Annotated in this window: 27 protein-coding genes; 8 read left to right on the top strand and 19 right to left on the bottom strand. The window is 35.7% G+C overall.

Annotation, left to right across the window (positions count from 1 at the left end):
- Positions 1 to 78: 78 nt before the first annotated feature.
- Positions 79 to 453: an iron chaperone gene (locus IEW44_RS03745; RefSeq protein WP_188613684.1), complete on the top strand. Its 375-nt coding sequence runs from the start codon at positions 79 to 81 to the stop codon at positions 451 to 453.
- A gap of 43 nt (positions 454 to 496) precedes the next feature.
- Here the strand turns inward: IEW44_RS03745 and IEW44_RS03740 are convergent, their stop codons facing one another.
- Positions 497 to 967, bottom strand: a complete 471-nt coding sequence (locus IEW44_RS03740) for a hypothetical protein (protein ID WP_188613683.1) — start codon at positions 965 to 967, stop codon at positions 497 to 499.
- 14 nt (positions 968 to 981) lie between these two features.
- Positions 982 to 1,194 (bottom strand): helix-turn-helix transcriptional regulator, encoded by a 213-nt coding sequence (locus IEW44_RS03735; protein WP_229704148.1) that lies wholly within the window; start codon positions 1,192 to 1,194, stop codon positions 982 to 984.
- 120 nt (positions 1,195 to 1,314) lie between these two features.
- Here IEW44_RS03735 and IEW44_RS03730 point away from each other — a divergent pair, with 120 nt between their 5' ends.
- The 4 genes from IEW44_RS03730 (at position 1,315) to IEW44_RS03715 (ending at position 4,386) form a co-directional block, all read left to right on the top strand.
- Positions 1,315 to 1,908, top strand: a complete 594-nt coding sequence (locus IEW44_RS03730) for a helix-turn-helix domain-containing protein (protein WP_188613681.1) — start codon at positions 1,315 to 1,317, stop codon at positions 1,906 to 1,908.
- Positions 1,909 to 2,063: 155 nt separating this feature from the next.
- Positions 2,064 to 2,861, top strand: coding sequence for a hypothetical protein (locus tag IEW44_RS03725; RefSeq protein WP_188613680.1), 798 nt, complete (start codon positions 2,064 to 2,066; stop codon positions 2,859 to 2,861).
- A 62-nt stretch (positions 2,862 to 2,923) separates the two neighbouring features.
- Positions 2,924 to 3,904 carry an S-layer homology domain-containing protein gene (locus tag IEW44_RS03720; protein ID WP_188613679.1) on the top strand — a complete coding sequence of 327 codons (981 nt, stop codon included), beginning with the start codon at positions 2,924 to 2,926 and terminating at the stop codon, positions 3,902 to 3,904.
- Positions 3,905 to 3,924: 20 nt separating this feature from the next.
- A complete protein-coding gene (locus IEW44_RS03715) occupies positions 3,925 to 4,386 on the top strand; it encodes an NUDIX domain-containing protein (RefSeq protein WP_229704147.1) in 462 nt (153 codons plus the stop codon).
- Positions 4,387 to 4,461: 75 nt separating this feature from the next.
- Here the strand turns inward: IEW44_RS03715 and IEW44_RS03710 are convergent, their stop codons facing one another.
- The 5 genes from IEW44_RS03710 to IEW44_RS03690 all read right to left on the bottom strand — a co-directional run bounded on the left by IEW44_RS03710 (position 4,462) and on the right by IEW44_RS03690 (position 8,472).
- Positions 4,462 to 5,145 (bottom strand): hypothetical protein, encoded by a 684-nt coding sequence (locus IEW44_RS03710; protein ID WP_188613678.1) that lies wholly within the window; start codon positions 5,143 to 5,145, stop codon positions 4,462 to 4,464.
- 128 nt (positions 5,146 to 5,273) lie between these two features.
- Positions 5,274 to 5,951, bottom strand: coding sequence for a M23 family metallopeptidase (locus IEW44_RS03705; protein WP_188613677.1), 678 nt, complete (start codon positions 5,949 to 5,951; stop codon positions 5,274 to 5,276).
- A 239-nt stretch (positions 5,952 to 6,190) separates the two neighbouring features.
- On the bottom strand, positions 6,191 to 6,463 hold the full coding sequence (locus IEW44_RS03700) for a hypothetical protein (RefSeq protein WP_188613676.1): 273 nt from the start codon (positions 6,461 to 6,463) through the stop codon (positions 6,191 to 6,193).
- A gap of 26 nt (positions 6,464 to 6,489) precedes the next feature.
- Positions 6,490 to 6,789, bottom strand: coding sequence for a hypothetical protein (locus IEW44_RS03695; protein ID WP_188613675.1), 300 nt, complete (start codon positions 6,787 to 6,789; stop codon positions 6,490 to 6,492).
- A gap of 84 nt (positions 6,790 to 6,873) precedes the next feature.
- A complete protein-coding gene (locus tag IEW44_RS03690; RefSeq protein ID WP_188613674.1) occupies positions 6,874 to 8,472 on the bottom strand; it encodes an AAA family ATPase in 1,599 nt (532 codons plus the stop codon).
- 137 nt (positions 8,473 to 8,609) lie between these two features.
- On the opposite strand from IEW44_RS03690, the gene IEW44_RS03685 reads away from it, so the two are divergent.
- Complete coding sequence (locus tag IEW44_RS03685) at positions 8,610 to 10,289, top strand: methyl-accepting chemotaxis protein (RefSeq protein ID WP_188613673.1); 1,680 nt, start codon at positions 8,610 to 8,612, stop codon at positions 10,287 to 10,289.
- A gap of 611 nt (positions 10,290 to 10,900) precedes the next feature.
- Positions 10,901 to 12,250, top strand: a complete 1,350-nt coding sequence (locus IEW44_RS03680) for an alanine/glycine:cation symporter family protein (protein ID WP_188613672.1) — start codon at positions 10,901 to 10,903, stop codon at positions 12,248 to 12,250.
- Positions 12,251 to 12,337: 87 nt separating this feature from the next.
- On the opposite strand, the gene IEW44_RS03675 is transcribed toward IEW44_RS03680, so the two are convergent.
- The 8 genes from IEW44_RS03675 to serC all read right to left on the bottom strand — a co-directional run bounded on the left by IEW44_RS03675 (position 12,338) and on the right by serC (position 16,843).
- Complete coding sequence (locus IEW44_RS03675; RefSeq protein WP_188613671.1) at positions 12,338 to 12,724, bottom strand: DUF4181 domain-containing protein; 387 nt, start codon at positions 12,722 to 12,724, stop codon at positions 12,338 to 12,340.
- A gap of 37 nt (positions 12,725 to 12,761) precedes the next feature.
- Complete coding sequence (locus IEW44_RS03670; RefSeq protein WP_188613670.1) at positions 12,762 to 13,046, bottom strand: hypothetical protein; 285 nt, start codon at positions 13,044 to 13,046, stop codon at positions 12,762 to 12,764.
- Between the two features lie 83 nt (positions 13,047 to 13,129).
- The gene (locus tag IEW44_RS03665) at positions 13,130 to 13,303 is read right to left on the bottom strand and encodes a hypothetical protein (protein WP_188613669.1); all 174 of its coding nucleotides are present in this window, start codon (positions 13,301 to 13,303) and stop codon (positions 13,130 to 13,132) included.
- Between the two features lie 83 nt (positions 13,304 to 13,386).
- Entirely contained in the window at positions 13,387 to 14,010 is a 624-nt protein-coding gene (locus IEW44_RS03660) for an HAD-IA family hydrolase (protein WP_188613668.1), read from the bottom strand.
- Positions 14,007 to 14,366, bottom strand: a complete 360-nt coding sequence (locus IEW44_RS03655; RefSeq protein ID WP_188613667.1) for a hypothetical protein — start codon at positions 14,364 to 14,366, stop codon at positions 14,007 to 14,009. The genes IEW44_RS03660 and IEW44_RS03655 overlap by 4 nt, the downstream gene beginning before the upstream one ends.
- Positions 14,367 to 14,379: 13 nt before the next feature.
- Positions 14,380 to 15,126, bottom strand: coding sequence for a DUF3298 domain-containing protein (locus tag IEW44_RS03650; RefSeq protein WP_188613666.1), 747 nt, complete (start codon positions 15,124 to 15,126; stop codon positions 14,380 to 14,382).
- Positions 15,119 to 15,631: an RNA polymerase sigma factor SigV gene (gene sigV, locus IEW44_RS03645; protein ID WP_188613665.1), complete on the bottom strand. Its 513-nt coding sequence runs from the start codon at positions 15,629 to 15,631 to the stop codon at positions 15,119 to 15,121. The genes IEW44_RS03650 and sigV overlap by 8 nt, the downstream gene beginning before the upstream one ends.
- A gap of 126 nt (positions 15,632 to 15,757) precedes the next feature.
- Positions 15,758 to 16,843: a 3-phosphoserine/phosphohydroxythreonine transaminase gene (gene serC, locus IEW44_RS03640; protein ID WP_188613664.1), complete on the bottom strand. Its 1,086-nt coding sequence runs from the start codon at positions 16,841 to 16,843 to the stop codon at positions 15,758 to 15,760.
- A 172-nt stretch (positions 16,844 to 17,015) separates the two neighbouring features.
- On the opposite strand from serC, the gene IEW44_RS03635 reads away from it, so the two are divergent.
- Positions 17,016 to 17,378, top strand: a complete 363-nt coding sequence (locus IEW44_RS03635) for a hypothetical protein (RefSeq protein WP_188613663.1) — start codon at positions 17,016 to 17,018, stop codon at positions 17,376 to 17,378.
- Between the two features lie 94 nt (positions 17,379 to 17,472).
- Here the strand turns inward: IEW44_RS03635 and IEW44_RS03630 are convergent, their stop codons facing one another.
- The 4 genes from IEW44_RS03630 to IEW44_RS03615 all read right to left on the bottom strand — a co-directional run bounded on the left by IEW44_RS03630 (position 17,473) and on the right by IEW44_RS03615 (position 19,621).
- Entirely contained in the window at positions 17,473 to 17,838 is a 366-nt protein-coding gene (locus IEW44_RS03630; RefSeq protein ID WP_188613662.1) for a methyl-accepting chemotaxis protein, read from the bottom strand.
- A 71-nt stretch (positions 17,839 to 17,909) separates the two neighbouring features.
- A complete protein-coding gene (locus IEW44_RS03625; protein WP_188613661.1) occupies positions 17,910 to 18,218 on the bottom strand; it encodes a hypothetical protein in 309 nt (102 codons plus the stop codon).
- 121 nt (positions 18,219 to 18,339) lie between these two features.
- Positions 18,340 to 19,134 (bottom strand): VOC family protein, encoded by a 795-nt coding sequence (locus IEW44_RS03620; protein WP_188613660.1) that lies wholly within the window; start codon positions 19,132 to 19,134, stop codon positions 18,340 to 18,342.
- On the bottom strand, positions 19,121 to 19,621 hold the full coding sequence (locus IEW44_RS03615) for a nucleoside 2-deoxyribosyltransferase (protein ID WP_188613659.1): 501 nt from the start codon (positions 19,619 to 19,621) through the stop codon (positions 19,121 to 19,123). Before IEW44_RS03615 ends, IEW44_RS03620 begins: the two co-directional genes overlap by 14 nt.
- Positions 19,622 to 19,627 lie beyond the last annotated feature (6 nt).

Below are 19,627 nucleotides of genomic sequence, written 5' to 3'. Positions count from 1 at the left end.
TATTGTGAGAATCATTGTCAAACTGTTTTTTCTCTTTTATTCCATGTAAAATGAAAAGGTAAAGGAGTGATATTGATTATGGATGTATTTAAAGATGTCATTTATCGTATTGACGAGCAAGACCAACGCGAACGTTTGATAACAGTATTACAATGGGTACATGACAATTTCCCTTCATTAACTCCTGTTGTAAAATGGAATCAAGCTATGTTTACCCAACAAGAAACGTTTATTATTGGCTTTAGTATGGCTAAAAAACATATGGCTGTCGCACCAGAAGCTGTTGCTATCACTCATTTTTCAGATGCTATTATTGAAGCAGGTTATGATCATACAAAACAACTTATTCGCATCCCCTTCACAATGCCTGTTGATTATGTATTATTACAAAAAATTATTGCTTGGAACTGTAGCGAAAAACAGCAATGCACTACATTTTGGCGTGCACCATAAATAAAAATGACACTAATTCGCTGTAGCAAATTAGTGTCATTTTTTAGTGCCATTGTATCGTAGGGTATTTAGCTGGTAACTCAGCATACTGCTGATACCATAATGGATCTTTAAAAATAATAGTTAAGGGGATATGTTTATGTTGCAAAAAACGCAACCAGATTTCTATAGTTGCCAACTGCTCTAATGTTGTAACATGCCAATAAATACGATCCATTAAGGGCAACCACTTGCGCCAAATCATCTGCGTAGTTTCGATTGTTAAACTATAATTCTCCTCTTTTAATTGTGTCATTACTTGTTCTAAATTTTTATGTAATCCTCCTATGAAATGAACACTTCTATTATTAGAATATTGAAGTAATTTTAAAAACTTTTCTTGTGTATAAAACTGCTGATTTGTCATTTGTTTATTGCACCATGCACATTTTAAATGACACATGGTAAACTGTACAAGCCATTTTTGAGATGATGATAATGTGATTTGTGTGATTGGTAGTATATTTTCTTTCATAGCTTCCTCCTGAACTACAGTTTTTCTGTATCTTCTATGCTAAAAAAGATAATGTCGTCAAGTGAAAGTTGGACGACTTTCGCAAACTCTAATGCTTGGTCCATTCTAAAAATTTTCTTATATCTTTCGTATTCCATGTATGTATTTACAGATATACCAAGCGAATTAGCTACTTCTTTAGTCGATATATTACTTTTTAATCGCGCTTTTTCTAACGTGTATTTCATCATTATCCCCCCTTTATCCCGCTTTATACTACTACATTTTAACTGTAGTTTCAATTTCTAACTATAGTAATACTGTACCTACTAAGCGAATCAGTATATATTAGACCAAGGGGTGAAATCATGAATACGGCGCATAAAATTAAACAATTACGGAAAAATAAACAAATGACACAAAATGATTTAGCAAAAGCTTTACAAATCTCTCCTACAGCGGTTTCTGCTTGGGAACGCGGCGCAAATTATCCCATGATGGATAAATTAACTATTATGGCTAAGCTATTTCAAGTGCCTATTTCGTATTTTTTTGATGATGATACGTTAACACATGCAGAAGAAATCAAACAGATTCCTATCGTTTCTTCATTGCCATTATATGCACTTGAACAACTACATAAGCATGCATTAGATTATGTACCTGTAAAAATTTCACCAAATACAGCGATTTCTTTTGCTTTCTATGTTGCGGATGATGCTATGGAACCCATAATACCTAAAAATGCGCTAGTACTGGCAGATTTACAACAACATATTCATCATAATGCCCTTGTTGTTTGGCAAAAAGACGGATTCGGTTTAGTTGTGCGACGCATAAAATTTATTGAAAATAAAATTATTTTAGTCGCTGAGCAAACTAACTATGACCCTGTTATCATTAAAGAAGCCGACAAACATCATATTGTCGGACTTGCTGTGAGCTTTACAAAAAAGTTGTAAATCTTCCTCACACTACACATGTTCACTCATTTATGCGAGTTCTTTTATCCCAGTAATTCAGAACAAAAACAAGATTTTTCATAGCCGACACGTTATAATATGAAAGACTCGTTGTAAATAATGAGGGATAGTGTTTTTCTATAGGAGGTATGAGGATGAAAAAATGGTTAGTGATTTTAGGTACTACAGCTTTATTAGCGGCGTGTACAGCAGAAGAACCAACAGATCAAACAACTGAAAACTCACAAAACGAAACCACAACCGAACAAAATGATACGAATAATAAAGAACAAGCAGCTACAAATGATACAAAAAAGGATGAAGATAAAGCAGCTACAGCTGCTAAAGATGATAGTACGCTAAAGTTAGAAGAAGAGAAAAAAGTAGAAGATAAACAAGAACAAACGAAAAAAGAGGAACAACAAGCAAAATTAGAGAAAGTAGACTTTGCAAAATATTTTTTACAAAATGGGAAAAAGGCCTTTTATCTAGGTGAAGGGATTGAGTTTGCTACGTATAATGTGCAAACTAATTGGTTAAATGATAAATATGTCCAGCATATTCAAGATGATGGTGCTGTTTTAGTCCAACGTATTTATCGCATTACGGATACAGCTATTGAAGTTGTCGTTGATGAGACCATTCAAGGTGACAAACTAGAAACCCCCTCCATTGAATGGCTAGACAATGTAAAAGCTATGGATACATTGTTAAAAGCACCCTTAAAAAAAGGAACGACTTTTGGCAATTGGGAGATTACAGATACAAACGCAACAGTCGAAACCCCATTACAAACGTTTAAAAATGTAATTGTTGTGGAAGATAAGGAAGAAGACTACCTTGACACCCGTTATTATGCGGAAGGTTTTGGGGAAATCAAATCCATTTATCATATGCAAATGGAGGAGAATGAAGAGTATAATATTGTTTCTACACTTGAAAAAGTGCAATAATCAAACAGGCAAATTCGGCTTTATTAACGAGTTTGCCTTCTTTTTAATGAGGAGGTTCATTAATGAAAAAATGGATGCAAGGCGCATTACTTGGTGCAGGACTATTGTTTTTTAGCACACAAACAGATGCTAATGCTATGACATTACATGAAAGAGCTGAAGTATTTACTGGGGAGACTATAGCTATTCCTACTTTATTTGGTGCCATACCAGGCGTTACAGTGGAGATTGCTATGAATGACCGTTTTAAACAACATATTATTGTGCATATTGACCGTGCATTATTTAAATCGACAAGTCATGAAGGACTACCTGAAGAAGAAGTAGCATTAATTGCATTAGTACTCGCTTCCACGCCTGAGCATGCTAAAGTTGCACTTGAGTTTGAAAGTTATATTGTACAAAATGAACATATTTTTAAAACGATACTTGTCGTCGATCAAACAAAACATATTAGTGATGAAGAACGTACAGAATTAGCACGATATAAACGCATTGTTAACCCACAATTTACCGATATTGAAGCATTGGAATCGCGTGAGGCTATTTTACGTTTAGCTCGTTTAGGCATTGTAACAGGCACAACTAGCCAAACCTTTACACCTAATGCACCTATCACACGTGCGCAATTTTCGGCTATGTTACGTCGTACCATTCCAAATACAGAGCCCTTTTTACACAGCCCTTTTACAGACCTTGAAACGGCATGGACAAAAGAAGATATTGTTACATTATACTCATTTGGTATTGTAAAAGGCTTACCTGTCTTTAACCCTGGTAACTCTATTACGCGTAGCCAATCTGCAGTAATGATTAAACGTTATTTACAAGCATTAGACTTAGATATCTCCACAATAGCTACGACTTCACCATTTATCGATATTAAAGATTTAGCGCTTGAAAATCAAGAAGCAATTGGTCTCATGTACCAACTTGGCATCATCAAGGGTAAGTCGCCTGAGCATTTTGATCCTCACGGCAAATTGACACGTGCACAAATGGCTAAAATTTTAGATGGCATTTTACAACTTTCCATTCATTAATACGAAAGGAGAGGATTTTATTGACAAAAACCGTAATTTATACTGTATGTATGATTCAAAAAGGTGAGCAGTTTTTATTTGTGCACCGCCCAGCAGAGCGAGGATTCCCAGGTTTTATTGCACCGGGTGGCAAGGTTGAAGCTCACGAAAGTCCTTCTGAAGCGGCGATTCGCGAAGTAGCGGAAGAAACAGGATTGCAGGTTACAACGCTATATTTTAAAGGTTTAGACGAATTTGTTGAACCTACCCAAAATTATCGCTATATGGTCTTTAATTACTTAGCTACTTCTTTTGACGGAGTATGTTTGGCTCATCCCCCAGAAGGCTCCCTACATTGGCTAACATTGGATGAAGTGAAGGAACAGCCTATGCAACCTTGGTTTTCTAGACGTTTACCTTTATTCCTACAAGAAGGTACGTTTGAGATTCACCAAATAAAAAAGAATACAAGGTCAGCCGATGTAATCATACGCTATTTATAAAAAATAAAAACACCTTTTCGTTGAGTTATTGGCATTCAATGCCTATTTTTCAACAAAAGGTGTTTCTTTATTAAATCAAAAGTAAGTTTTCTCGTTTTTCTTATGTAATGCTAAATGTCTTACGATGTAAGACACTAGCGTATCTAATGGATTAATTATGGTATGTAAGGTCAGCAGCTCTACTCCCTTAGCCGCTTCAACCATAGATAACTGCGCAACGGAAACCATGTTATTTTCTTTCATCATTCTATGTAGGAACTCACTAATTTTTTTATTATATTCTTGTTTCAAACCTTTCATTATTAAGTCAAACGTATCCTTAATCACAATAACCTCTACATTCAATACTTTTTGGCGAACAGTAGCATATGTCTTGAGACGTTCCATTGTACCATTAACAGTTAGAGGGTTTGTAAATACAATTGTTTGAGGTTGCGCTACATCACATATAGCTTCAAAGTATGGTTCGTCAATTTTTAAAATAGGCATTGTTATCAAAAAGTTGTCTTTAGGTAACAATGTAATATAGTTTGTACAAGTAATTAAAATCGCATCTACCTGGCACTTAGCAATCCATTCTATTTGTTCTTTAACCTTCTTTTGAGCGTTCTTCACTTTAAAATTTTCGTCTGATGTAACTTGATGCATTAATGCCGGGTCAACAAAATGGATTAATTCAACATCATATAAAGAAAGTGCATCTTCGATATATTCAATATTCGAATAATGTGCATGTAAGCATCCTAATCTTTTTCTCAAATAACCCCACCCCAATTATTCATTATCACATCAAAATATAACTGTTGATCTTTTAATCGACGATGATAACAGTTTTAGTACTGTTTGCATGTAGAGTATTTTTTCATTTCATAGTGTCGTGTAACTTGTTATTTGCGTATAAATTGCATAGGTTCTAATGCCATATCACTATAATTGACGCCTGCACGCACTTCAAAATGTAAATGTGGTCCTGTAGAGCGACCTGTATTCCCCATAGTGCCAATAAAGTCACCTTTTTTCACAGTACGTCCAATCATCGTATCAATGGTATCCAAATGTAAATAACGTGTACCAATCGTAACGCCATCAATAGTATGACGAATCACAATATAATTCCCTGCAGTAGTATGTGAATCAACAAAATGAACAATGCCATCACCTGCTGCATATACAGGCGTTCCAATTGCATTAGCAATATCTTGCCCTTCATGCAACTCTTGCCCTGCGCCAATGTTACGCCAGCCATATGGTGAAGTTAATGTACCTGTTGTAGGCAGATCGAAAGGTTTTAATAAGGCGAGTTTCGTATATTGATCAAACTTTAGTGTAGAAGTTAAACTTGTTTTAATTTTACCCGCAATTCCTGGTTTACTACTATTCTCTACAATGGGTAAATTTTTTGCTACCTCTGCCTGTTGTTCACGCGTAATCGTTAAGTGAAAGTCTTTTTCTATAGCTGATGTACTTGGTGGTGAAGTATTTGTTCCTTCATTAATAGAAAGCCCTTGTGCAGATGCCGTTATAGGCACAAGTAATAAAGTACCTGTTAATATGATTCGCTTCATTATCATCATCCTCCTCTTCCACTTTAGCATAACTTTGTCGATTTGTTAGGTTATTTTACGATAGTGTTGTGTAATTACTATGTACCATTTAGCTACACTTCTCTATCCATCAAGTTGCATTATAAAAAGGCGCAACAAAGTAAATGGTAAAGGAAGAATACCCCTTTACCACTTTTTTCACGTAAGACAAATTGTTTCATAGACATCATATGAGCCAACACCTCATCGAACATGAGTAGTTATTTGTTACTGTGACTACTTTTTAATCTTTGCACATATAAAGTAGCTTCTTGTAGAGTCATATGATATAGCTTTTGTGCTTGTTCTACAGCCGCTCCCTCTCGCCCTGCCACAATAAGATCATATACATCAAGATGTGTATCATGTTGCTGATAAAGGACACTTTTATGTTCAAGTTGCTCCATCTGCTTTTTCAATTGTCGAACTTTGCCGTTTGCAATCAAACTGTTAAATAAAGCGATACATGCTATGCATGCTACAAAGTAAATCATCTTAGCACCACCTAGATTGTCACCATCTATGCCTTTTGTAAAATTAAATAACCTGTGTCTAATAATGCTTCATTACGTACTTTAATAGGAAAACTAAAAATCCATGATTCTTCATCTTCTACTACGCTTAAATTTTTGACATTGACTGATTTTTTTATTTCAATACACTCAAATACTTTATCGTCTAAACCATCTTTATAATATTTCTCTACAAGACGATTTAAACTTTGTTTCATTAAATTCACATCATCTTGGGTAGCTGGTCTTGTAAGATTATGTTCAGTGTATAATAGTTTCTCTACTTCCGTTTGAGTTAATGGTAGCATTGTCATCACTCCTAGCATTCTTCGCTACGCTTTCTAAAGGTGCCTTCTTATGTTCTTACAATCTATTACCCATTAATTCTTTTTTTAATACGTTTTTTCGAATAATTGTAATTGAATCGCCATTTCAATATCTTCAACCGTTAATGTCATCACATCTTCTCGTGTTAACTGCTTCACATTGGCTAGACGATTGGATTGCATCGTTACAAGTTTTTCAAATAAGTTCCGCACATACCGACCATTTGAAAAATTGGTTATAGCATCAATAGGGATTTGGCTAATTTCTTGCTGCATGCGCTGTTGAAATGCCTCATTAAATTGATAATCATTAATCTCACACAAACGGGCGAATATTTCAAACAATTCTTCATGACGATAATTAGGAAAGGCAATAAACCGATTAAAACGAGACTTAAACCCTGGGTTAGCTTGTAAAAAGTGTTGCATGCGCTCTTCATAGCCTGCCACAATAATAACTAAATCATCTCGTAAGTCTTCCATAGCTTTTAATAAACTATCAATAGCTTCTTGGCCAAAGGCATCATTTTTATCGTTCACTAAAGCATAGGCTTCGTCAATAAATAACACACCACCTGTAGCTTTTTTGACTACATCTTGCACTTTTAAAGCCGTTTGTCCAACGTAACCTGCCACTAAGCCAGCACGGTCTGTCTCTACAAAGTGACCGCTTGATAAGACACCTAAATATTTATAGAGCTGGCCAATAATGCGGGCAACTGTTGTTTTTCCTGTACCTGGATTCCCTGTAAACACTAAGTGATAGGTCATTGGGAAACTGGCTAAGCCATAATCAACACGAATCCCTTGCATTTTAATAAAATTAATAAGTTGGTCCACTTCTGCTTTCACATCGTCTAATCCTACAAGCGCATGCATTTCGTGTTTAAGACGTGCAATTTGTGCTTCTATCTCAGGTGTAATACGCAAACGCTCACCATTCACAAACTCACCACTATAAATCAACTTACCATCCTCTGTGAAATAATCGCCACGACCATGAGCAACAGCACCTTCAATTTGTCCTTCGTACTTTTTAGCGCCACTTGGATAATATAAAACGCCTTCACCTTGCATTACATTTTCTTTAAACTGGCCTTCAGCAACTTTAATGCCTTGTTCATATAAAATCCCTTTTCCGTGACGCATATCGTCGAAATAATAGCCTTCATAAAGGAGCTCACTCGCTTCATTATCTTCATACAATTTGCCAAAACCTTGACGATTTTGCCACATAAACTCCCCTACATACATGATGCGGCCATTTGGATAATACATCATGCCTTCACCTTTACGCATGCCTTGAATAAACTGCCCTTTATAGTACAGTTGTGTATCCCGCGGATAAAATAATTCGCCGTATCCATCCATCTGATCATTTTTAAATTCCCCACGATAATACAAAAAGCCATCTTGGTACAGTTCACCATGTCCGTGCTTTTGGTTACGTAGAAACTGTCCTTTGTAACGTAGCTCACCTTTTAAAAACATGGCACCTTCACCTTGTTTGGCCTGTTCATAAAAGGCACCTTCATAGAGTAATCCACCTGACTCATCATATAACTTACCCATACCATGATATAAGTCATGCCCAAATTCATTTTTACGTAGCATACCTTCATACTTTAGTTTCCCATTCGGGTAAAACAATTGTTTATTTTCCATGAAAAAACCTCATTTCAACAATATTCTGATAAAATAATTACGAAAAATGACCTACTTTTCTTCAAATTCTTCACACATATTACCCATTATCCTTTATAATAAAGGTGATGGTATAACATATGTTAGGAGAGAACAAAATGAAAATTACGATTGGTAATAAATTAAAGCTTGCCTTTACCATCATTATCGCCGCAATGCTCATTGTAACAGGGATTAGCTATGTATATTTACAAAATAGTAATCATGCCCTTCAAGGTATTGACTATGAAACAGAACGTGTGGACCTTTATAATGATATCGCCTTTCAAACGGTACGTGCAAACGCGGCTATTCGAGGCTATATGATTTATAAAGATGAAGAAATGTTAAATAATCATAAAGAAATTCGCCAAACATTACGTGATAGTGTTACTAAGCTTAGCGAAACTGGTGAAAAAAGTGAAGACTTTAGTACATTTGTGAAACAATTAGATGAATGGGAAAGCAATATTGATACTAAAATACTTACAAATTTAACTGCTGGCAACTTACAAGAAGCTGAAAAGAATGCGAAACCTATTTTAGGGAAGGGTTCACAAAGTTTAGTTGTCTTTAGTAAACAAATGGCAAATGACCATACAAAAGCCATACATAAAAAAATTGAAACATTAGAAAACGATGCTGACCGTCAGTTAATTACGATTATTATTATTGCTACCATCATTATTTTAGTGAGTATTTTAATTGCTACTATTACAGGACGTAATATTGGCCGTCGTATGCAACGTACCATTGATACGTTAAATGTTTTTTCAACTGGCGATTTAACCCAACGCCTAGAGATGGGCTCAAAGGATGAATTTGCACAATTAGCACAGTCTTTCAATAGTATGGCAGATCGTTTAGGACATATGATGCAAACAGTCAATCAGTCTTCACAAACAGTTGCCGCTGCCTCAGCAGAGCTAACAGCTAGTAGTGAAGAAGTAAGTAATGCGGCTATTAATGCAGCTGATAGCATTCAAGGCATCTCTTCAAGCCTTGAAAACCAAGAACAACGCACACATCAAATGCGTGAAGTGACAACAGGTTTATTAACAACTATGCATGATATTTCTACTATTGTAGACGCTACTACAGACGCAATGCATGAAGCTAAACAAATGGCAGATGAAGGTAGTAATGCGGTCACAGATGTCACACAACAAATGGATATTATTGCTACACATACTTTAGCCCTTAATGAACGCATGAGTGATTTAGACGACAACACCTCATCCATTGAACTAGCGGTTAACGTCATTAAAGACATTGCTGACCAGACTAATCTGTTAGCGCTTAATGCTTCCATCGAAGCTGCTCGTGCTGGTGATGCTGGTAAGGGCTTTGCTGTAGTAGCTGAGGAGGTAAGAAAACTAGCAGATGAGTCTAACAAAGCTGCTGGTGAAATTGAAGAAGTTGTCTCTAAAATCATGTCAAATACAAAGTCAATTGAACAAGACATTACAGATAGTCATTTCTCTGTAACGATCGGAAAACATAAAGTAGACACAGCAAGTGAGCTCTTCGCTAAAATTGTGAATGGCTTTGATATTGTACATGAGCAAGCAAATAGTGTGAATGAACGCATTCACCACATACATGATGATATTGCAGTTATTGTGGATCAAACGACAGCTATTGATGCAAGCGCCGAACGTTCACTAACAAGAGCACAAAATATTGCAAGTGCTGCTGAAGAACAAACAGCTTCTATCCAAGAAATCGCAGCTGCAACAGCGAATTTAGCAGAGCAAGCAAATGAACTGGCAGATACAATTAAAAACTTTAACTATTAACACATACAACTCCTTGCAGATGATTTAACCAAAGCAAACTGATGAATCAGTTTGCTTTTTTTATCATATCTCATATCGCAGCCCTTATTACATTGTATTTTAACTTTTCTTACAATCGTATATCATTGTATATCTATACAATCCATCGTTTTTTATCTTCTTTTTTCATACTCTTATCTATATATCCTTCTCCTTTTTATCAATGCTATAAAGCGTTCAAAATTATAAAAATCCCTAAAAAAATCAGGTACATATCAATTGATATCTATTAATAGCTATGTGAAACTAGCCTTTAATTGCTTGTTAAATGTATTTTTTCCGTAATTAATTCTAGTTAATAATATTTTTTTGATATTCTACTTCTCCTTCATTGATCCACCTTATTTTCCCATCAAAAATACAATGTTGTACATAATCCTTTTTTTATCTACTTTAAAAAAGTACAGCGCCATCTTTTTTCGCAATTAACTGTCATTAATAATTAACCAAAATGATGCATGTAAGCGTTTTTTTATTATAGACTTCAATACTTTCCTTTGCTAAACTTACAACTACGAATTGGTTTTCATTCGTTTCACATAAAAGAATAAGACAGCAAGAGGGGTTTTACGATGGGAACATTTGAACAACAATTAGCCAACATTTCAGATTTTATTTGGGGTTGGCCACTTATGATTTTATTAGTTGGTGGGGGTATTTTTTTAACATTGCGCCTTGGATTTTTCCAATTTCGCATTTTTCCGCATATGTTGAAAGAAACATTCGGTAAAATTTTCACAAAATCTGAAGGAGATGGTACAGTTTCTCCTTTTCAAGCCACTACTGCTGCGTTAGCTTCTACTATTGGAGCTGCTAATATTGTTGGTGTGCCTGTTGCGATTGCATTAGGTGGGCCTGGTGCAATTTTTTGGATGTGGCTTGTTGCTATGATTGGGATGGCAACAAAGTATGCTGAGGTTGTACTAGGTGTGAAATATCGCACTAAAAATGCTGAAGGCGAATGGGTTGGTGGCCCCATGTATTATATTGAGCAAGGGTTAGGTTGGAAATGGCTAGCATGGTGTTTTGCTTTCTTCTTAATGATTGAAATTGTGGCTAGTTCAATGGTGCAATCCCATTCCCTATCTACAAATATTGAAGTAGCTTTTCATATTCCACCTTTTGTCACGGGCATTATTATTGCCATTGTTATTGGATTAATTACGATTGGTGGCATTAAACGGATTGGCTCTATCACAGAACGTTTTATTCCTTTAATGGTTGGACTTTATTTAATTTGCGCCTTAATTGTTATTGTAGCCAATTGGTCTGAAGTCCCACATGCATTTGCTCTAATCTTTACGCATGCATTTGCGCCAGCGCCTGCTGTAGGCGGCTTTGCTGGTGCTGGTATTGCCATGGCCATTCGTTGGGGCTTAGCACGAGGGTTATATTCTAATGAAGCAGGCATGGGAACCGCTTCAATTGCACATGCTACAGCTAAGACGGATCACCCAGCAAAACAAGGTTTATGGGGCATATTTGAAGTAGCGATTGATACGTTAGTCGTTTGCACAATGACAGCATTAATTGTGTTAACTTCTGGCGTTTGGAAAGATGTGCCTAGTGAAGATGCTTCAACCATGGTTGTACGAGCATTATCAGATGTGGTTGGTGGTCATGCAGCAGGTATTGTAATTTCGATTTGTCTCTTCTTCTTTGCCTTATCCACGATTGGTGTTATTGTATATTATGGCGAAAAACAAGCAGAATTTTTATTTGGCACTATGGCATCACATGTTATGCGTTTTGTTTATTTAGGCGCTATTATTGTGGGAGCTATTGGTGGTTTACAATTCATTTGGCAATTCCTTGATATTATGTTAGCACTCGTTGTCTTACCAAATATCATTGCACTTCTCTTTTTAAGTGGCGAAGTCAAAACCATTACACAAGATTATTTGATGCGGTTAAAGCAATAGTTGAGATTCACTACTCTGTATCAATTGCAACAGGCACTGACGAAGTACATTCGTCAGTGCCTGTTTTTGTAATAAATTCTTGTTACATTAAAGTGTATCATTCATGGCATAATACATAACGCCTAGTATAAATACGAGTAAAATTATTAGCTCTTGTAAGGTGGCAAGCCACTCTTTCTTATTATTTCCATAACGATATAACATATAAATACGTACACTTTCTGTTAGCGTAATAAAAAGTAACACAGCAATGCCGAAAAGCTGTGGATATGATGAAAACCATGAGCCACTAAAAGCAAGTATAACAACAATTACAAGACAGCTCATCTGTATATATTTCGTTATTTTGCGATGTTGGTCATTCATATAGTCGTCTACAAATGAACGACGTTCTACACCTAAAACTTTTCGAATCCATACACTGTTTACATATAATAACAAGATGAGACCAAGCAAAACAAGCCAAGGTAACAACTGCTACACCTCCCCTTACATTATACGTGATTCTGTATTAAAAGGCGATATATGCAAGCATTGTTAAGCCTATTATTGGTGATACTAAAACAGCTAGCGTCATGACAAGCCAAATTACTCTTGTCATGTTTGTAGCACGTCTAGCATAAAAACCAAGCGTTGTAATGGCTAATACTAAATATGTTAATGCTTGACTAAAATACGTAGTGGCCGTGCCATCTTGTAAAATCCGATCATTAAAAAGCCATTCGCGGTAGGCAATCCATGTAAATAATAACATAAAAGTGACTGTTAACATAAAAAGCCATCTGCGTTGTAACATAACCTTTCTCTCCTTACGTTTATCCCCCTAAACGGATAGCAAGACATATTGCCATGCATTTATATAATATGTCTTAGTATTACTCACTTACAGTAAGGGCGACTATCATTATCATCTTCATGCAGTGTCGTATGAATATCATGTAATAATTGTTTTAAATCCAATGATAGACGTTGCATTTCATCTTGTAATGTGAGTAATTCCTCCCGATAGTTTCGACTTTCTGTTTGTAGGGCTGTTGCAATAGTTATTGTCATTGTAAACACTCCTTAAGTCGTTTATCGGTTCAATGCCCTACTTCTTTGTAGCTAAAACCTAATTCAGTAAAATAGTTGCGCCTTTAATTTTTAACGATATGACTAAAGATGTCAGACGGCTTGTGTGCGATAAAATCGGGTTGGTATTTTTCGACTAGTGACGCAGCATCATACCCCCAATCAACCCAAATAATTGGTATTTTACTATGACGACAAGCCTCTATATCGCGTACCTCATCTCCTACATAAATGAGCTCTCGCTCGTGCGATGGCCTTTTCTCTTTGATTTTCATAATCATTTTATCTTTACCGAAAAGTTTGCGTGAAGTATATATGGTCGAGATGGGAATATGGTGCTGTGTTAAGACAGCTCTAATATTATCTGCATCATTAGATGACACAATGGCCAGCTCGCAGCCTGCTTGTTGCAATTGTTCGATGGTTTCTTTTATACCATCAAATAGAGGCACTTCATGACTACGTGTTTTAAAACTTGCATAAAGCGCGGGGATCAATAATGGTATTTTATGAAACGGAAGTTTAAAATGCTGACATCGCTCTTTAATCGTCATCGTTTGTGCAAGCTTCATGTCTTCTTCTGTTGCTTCTTTATATCCTTTTTGTGCTGCAAGTTCATTCCAACAAGCTAAAAATACTTTCTTAGAATCCGCTATCGTGCCGTCAAAATCAAATAATACTAATGTCATTTATGTTCCCCCTCAAAATACATCGTAATTTCATCATAGAGGTCTGGTGTAGTGATCGTTAATGTATCACCAACCTCAACTATTTTATCACCATCATATAATATCATGCGATAACGCCAACCTTTAGCGTCCATATTATTACCATCTTGAATTTGTGTCTCCTTTATTTTTTGCCATAGCGCTTTACGTTGCTCAACTGTTAAGACGACCTTTTCTCCTGTAGTGCCATGCTGTAAAGTAATTTTATCTAAATGACGGACATCATGTTTTATCACATAATCTTGCAATGTTTGCTCATTCGCACACCCTGTCACCAATAATACTAACATTATCCCACTCATTAACCATCGTTTCATCTACTATTACCCCCTACTTTATATATTGTGTAGACACTAATAAAGGTTGTAAAACCGCTGTTGGTATTTTAAATGCTAGTTGCTCACCTATTGTAGATTCGATAATAATGACTAGTTTATGCTCACTTGTGATGTAGAAACTTTGATAAGGGGTAATCGTTGTAAAGTGATCCGCCAATTGAGCATGTTCCCCGTCATATGATTTTGTTTGTATTTGTTGACGTATCACATCATTAATAACTTTGATATAACGATCATTCACAAATAAATCAGGTAATTGTAATGTCTCCATTTTCGCAGTATTAAATGTATAGTAGTTAAGATGACCTGGTAATGAATAACTTGCTGTTGAATATTTACTAAGTGATAATAACTCATTACTTTCTAGTGCTACAACATAATTATTAGTAATACGAGCTGCCTGTTCACTTATTTTATAATTGTCATACACTTGTTGAGCACTTTCTTTACCTTCTAACGCTAACAGTTGATCATGATGAGTAGTCACCGTTTTTGGCATTGAAATCTCTGCTTCATTTACAGGCGAGGTCTTATGCAAGAACTGAGTAAAAAAAGAACTATTGTTCACTACTATAACTAAAAGAGCAAGCATTATTCCCCAAGCTACAGGACGCCATACCCGCTTACGTCTCTGTAAACGTTTGTTCTCTTGCAAAGCATATTCCACTACAAAATCGAGCGCATCAGGGATTGGGGTAGCGGTATAATGTTTTTCTAGTTGCTTTAACTTATTACTCATCAGTGGTTTCCTCCTCTTGCAAATCAATTTTTAATAACTGTAGAGCACGGTATAAACGTGACTTAATGGTATTGATATTTACGTTCAATACAATGGCTACATCAGCTAGCGTTAAGTCTTCAAAATAATGCAAAATAATAACCTCTCGATATTTTAATGGCAATGCGTCTAAAGCTTTTGTTAAATCGAAGTCAGTATAATCATCTTCATAAGCAGGGATAAAGTGTTCAAGTTGTGCATCATCCGTGACTTGTAAACGTTTATTTTTGCGTAAAAAGTCAATAGCTGTTCGCACTACAATTTTATAAAACCAACTTTTAATATATGTAAAATGTTCTAGTCTATGTAAGGCTTGCATCGCTTTTTGAATGCTATCTTGTACAATATCAAGTGCATCTTGTTCATTTTTTGTATAGCTATATGCTAAAAAATAAAAACGTTGCCGGTTCGCTCGTATAAACGCGATAAATGCCTCCTCCATTTCATGGGAATGTTTTTTTCTCATTCAGAAGCTCCTTTATAGGTTCTCGTTGTCTATATTTATAAGACGAGGTAAAGGCTGTAAAAGGTTTAATTTTAGACAAAATAAAAAAAGAACAGCTGTTTAAGCCGTCCTTTTTAGAGGTATCATTTAGTTATGTTTTTTCATAAAAGCCTTCATAAAGTCTGCTAATGCTTGGCATGCCGCTACTGGAACAGCATTATAAGTAGATGCTCTGCATCCTCCTACTGAGCGGTGACCGTTTAAACCAACAAAACCAGCCTCAGCAGCTTCTGTTAAAAATTGCTTTTCAAGCGCTTCATCTTGTAAACGGAATGTGATATTCATTAATGAGCGACTCTCTTTTGTTGCGTGCCCAACATAAAAACCTTCGCTTGTATCAATGACATCGTAAATAAGTGCTGCTTTGTCTTTATTTTGTTGATCAATTGCTGTCAAGCCACCTTGTTCTTCAATCCATTTTAGGATTTCACCTAACATATAAATGCCAAATGTAGGTGGTGTATGGTAAAGGGAATTATTTTTAGCATGTGTTTCATATTTTAATACGGTTGGGTTCTCCGCTTTTGCTGTTGCTAAAAAGTCCTTTTTAATAATAACTACTGTTACACCTGAAGGACCTAGGTTCTTTTGTGCACCTGCATAAATCATATCAAAATTAGTTACATCAATTGGCTTTGACATAATATCGCTAGACATATCGGCAATTAATGGTACATCAAACGTAGGAAACGACTTAAACTGTGTGCCAAAAATAGTATTATTTGTTGTCATATGCACATAACGTGTTCCTTCTTGTACATCAAATGTTGTAGGAATATAATTGTAGTTGTCCGCTTTCGATGAAGCTACTTCATATGTAGCTCCTTCTGCTGTTGCTTCTTTACAAGCTTTTTCTGACCATGAACCTGTCATAATATAGCCTGCTTTTTCACCTTCCGCCAAAAAGTTCATAGGAATCATGGAGAATTGTAAACTTGCGCCACCTTGTAAAAATAATACGTCATAATCTGCTGGAATGTTGTATAATTTGCGTAGACGTTCAATAGCAGCATTATGTACAGCCTCATAAACTTTGCCACGATGGCTCATTTCCATGATAGACATGCCATTGCCTTCAAAGTTTACTAGTTGTTCTTGAGCGCGTTCTAGCACAACCGTTGGTAATGCAGAAGGACCTGCATTAAAATTGTATGTTGTTTGTCGATTACTCATTTATTACACCTCATCTAAAGTAATTGGATATTTACAACTTCATTATAACGCATTATGCTTGATTTACTTTGATTTTTTATGAAATAGACACAATATTCTACGAAAAAAGAAGGCTCCTGTGTTGAACAAGCATATTTGTACATATGGAGTACACAGTTTGAGAGGTGCATTGATGCATTATGTATACTACGTTTTAGGATTACTACCTGTTGCCTTTTTATTTCATCATTTTGAATATCGCATTTTTTTACGCGAGGGCCCAGATGACTTTATTATTTTCACTTGGATAGCCTATATGGTAATTGCAGGATTTTGTGCCACTTTTGTACGTAAACGTGAAGTTTCACTTGTCAATGCCATTGCTTTTGTCTTGTCATTTGTGTTAGCCATGTTATTTATGCCAAAAGAGGCATCTTGGTTTAAAGGATTTCAACGTAATGATTTAATTATTATTATTGCAATGTTTACCTACATTGGACAGTTAACTGTTCGCTCCTTATTACGTCTTATTGTGCATAAACCAACACAAATCTAATAACGCATTCTAAAATAAAGATAAAACAAGTGGTAAAGAAATATACTTTATCACTTGTTAGCTTGCTTACCGCGTGAATAAACAACGGTTATTCTTATTTATTTCGTACGTTTTTTTCTCCTTCTTTCAGCTGAAAACGTGTAATTTGTTGTTCTAATTCTTCCATACTTGCCTCTAATATCTCTGCTATTGCAGTTATCTCTTCCATTGCATTTAACTGTTCTTCTATAGCTTCAGCTATTGTTTGTATCACATTACGATTTTGTTCAGTGATTTGTGTAAAACTTTGCATATCTTGTTTGACATCTTGACTATTTTGAGCTATTTTTTTAGCATTAGTCAGCACTTGTGATAATTGTATTGTAATCGTCTCTATAAATTGGTTGACTTGCACAAAATTCTCTTCTGTTTGTATAAACATGGCTAAACCTTTTGTTACTTCGTCACTTGTACGCTGCATAGAATCCACTGATCGCATGGATTCTCGTTGAATGGCTATTGATACATCTCCCCATTTATTGTACCTATAAATTAGGATACTGTATCATCACTCGTTTCATAGTATTGTGTTAAACGCTCCAAAATAATAACTTTGTCTTCTGTTTCAATATCTATTGTCTTACCAAAATAAGCAGCTTTTTTTACAATGGGGTCTACATATTGTTGAATAACATCTTCTAACGTTTGCATGCTTTGTTTAGCGCTATTTTCAATCTGCGTAGTAATTTCATTTTTAGCTGCAAAAAAAGCATTACTTGCTATTAAAATTGTAGGTACAAGTAAAGCTAATAAGAAGGCAACACTTAATTTTGTATTGATTGAAACTCTTTTCTTTTTCATATTGCACTTCATTTTCCATATATATATCCATCATATCTTTAAATACATGTCTTTTAACATAGGATATATGGCAACTTTAGCACTAAAAAAGAGACCTTATTTTTAACAGGTCTCTGTTTTATTATTTCATATGATAATGCATGGCGTCGATAGTAAAATCATCTTGTGAACGAGCACTTATCATTTCTAACGCCTTTATCTTATTGTCGGATAACAGGTTATCTCTTTGTTTGCTATACTTGGGCTGATAAAAGGTTATCGTAAACCCATCTTGTAATGCAACAGGATATGCTGTTGCTTGAAAAGGTTGATATTCAAAACTTGGTAATGCTTGTAATTGTAAATGTTCACTCCACAATTGTTGCATCATTTGAGCGTGTGATGTTTGATAAGCAATCCCTGTAATATGAGCAGGTTGTTCAACAATCATGCCTTCTTGTTGCATCGTTTGGAAACGCGTATTGTCATCTTCTTTCCATTGGATAAAAAATGGCATATCAAACACCATATCTTTACGACCAATAAATAATAATTGCCATTCAATAATCTTACCATCAGGACGTTTACGACTAAAATCTTTAGGCCCTGAGCATGTATAACCTAATGCCTGAAAATGCTCTGCTAAGCCTTTAATATTGGTTGTACGTAAAGCAAAGCGTAAACCGCCTTGTGCTTTATTTTGCTTTACAAATGTGGCATTTAAACTATAGGGCAACGAAGCTTGCTCTAACAATCGGACATCATCAAATACCCCAATAAATTCAATATAACGTAGACCAAAGTAACTTAACGTATTGTAAGTACCTAATTTTTCGTGCTTACCACCCATAACGGTATGAAAGCCGTGTGCTTGAAATTTTGTAGCAGCTGCTTCAGGAGAAGCTGTAAAATGAACGAGATGGTCAAATTGAAGCATTCTCCCACTCCTTTGCATGTTGTTGAACGATTGTAACAGCCTGTGCTAGGGAATCTACAATGACACCACGTTGTTTTATCAAACCTACGACAAATAAATTGCGATATACAAATTGATTTTCTGTAGCATCTTGCTGTAGGATCGCTAACTTATCTGGATGAGTACGCCCTTGTTGACGCACATCTGTAAATACACCAATAATAGGGCGCTCTAATGTCGAGAACAAACCAATCTCTGCTGCAACACCTGAATCAATCTCAATGCCGTCGAGCACTGCAATTAGCACATCACTTGCTCGTAAAGCCTCGGTATCTGCCTGTGCAATTGCCTCACTAGTCGCAAAAGCTGCCTTATCATTAATTGCTGGATTCTCTTGTGGTACATACAAATCGAGTGTTGGTATTGCGGTTCGTAATTGTTGTGCCAACGTCTCATTCACGTAACGATCACCTACTGAGAATAAACCATTTGCTAAATATGCTTTCATCTTCTC

This window comes from Lysinibacillus alkalisoli, from assembly GCF_014643595.1.
Lineage (GTDB): Bacteria > Bacillota > Bacilli > Bacillales_A > Planococcaceae > Metalysinibacillus > Metalysinibacillus alkalisoli.
This window is presented reverse-complemented; position numbering and strand designations above follow the sequence as displayed.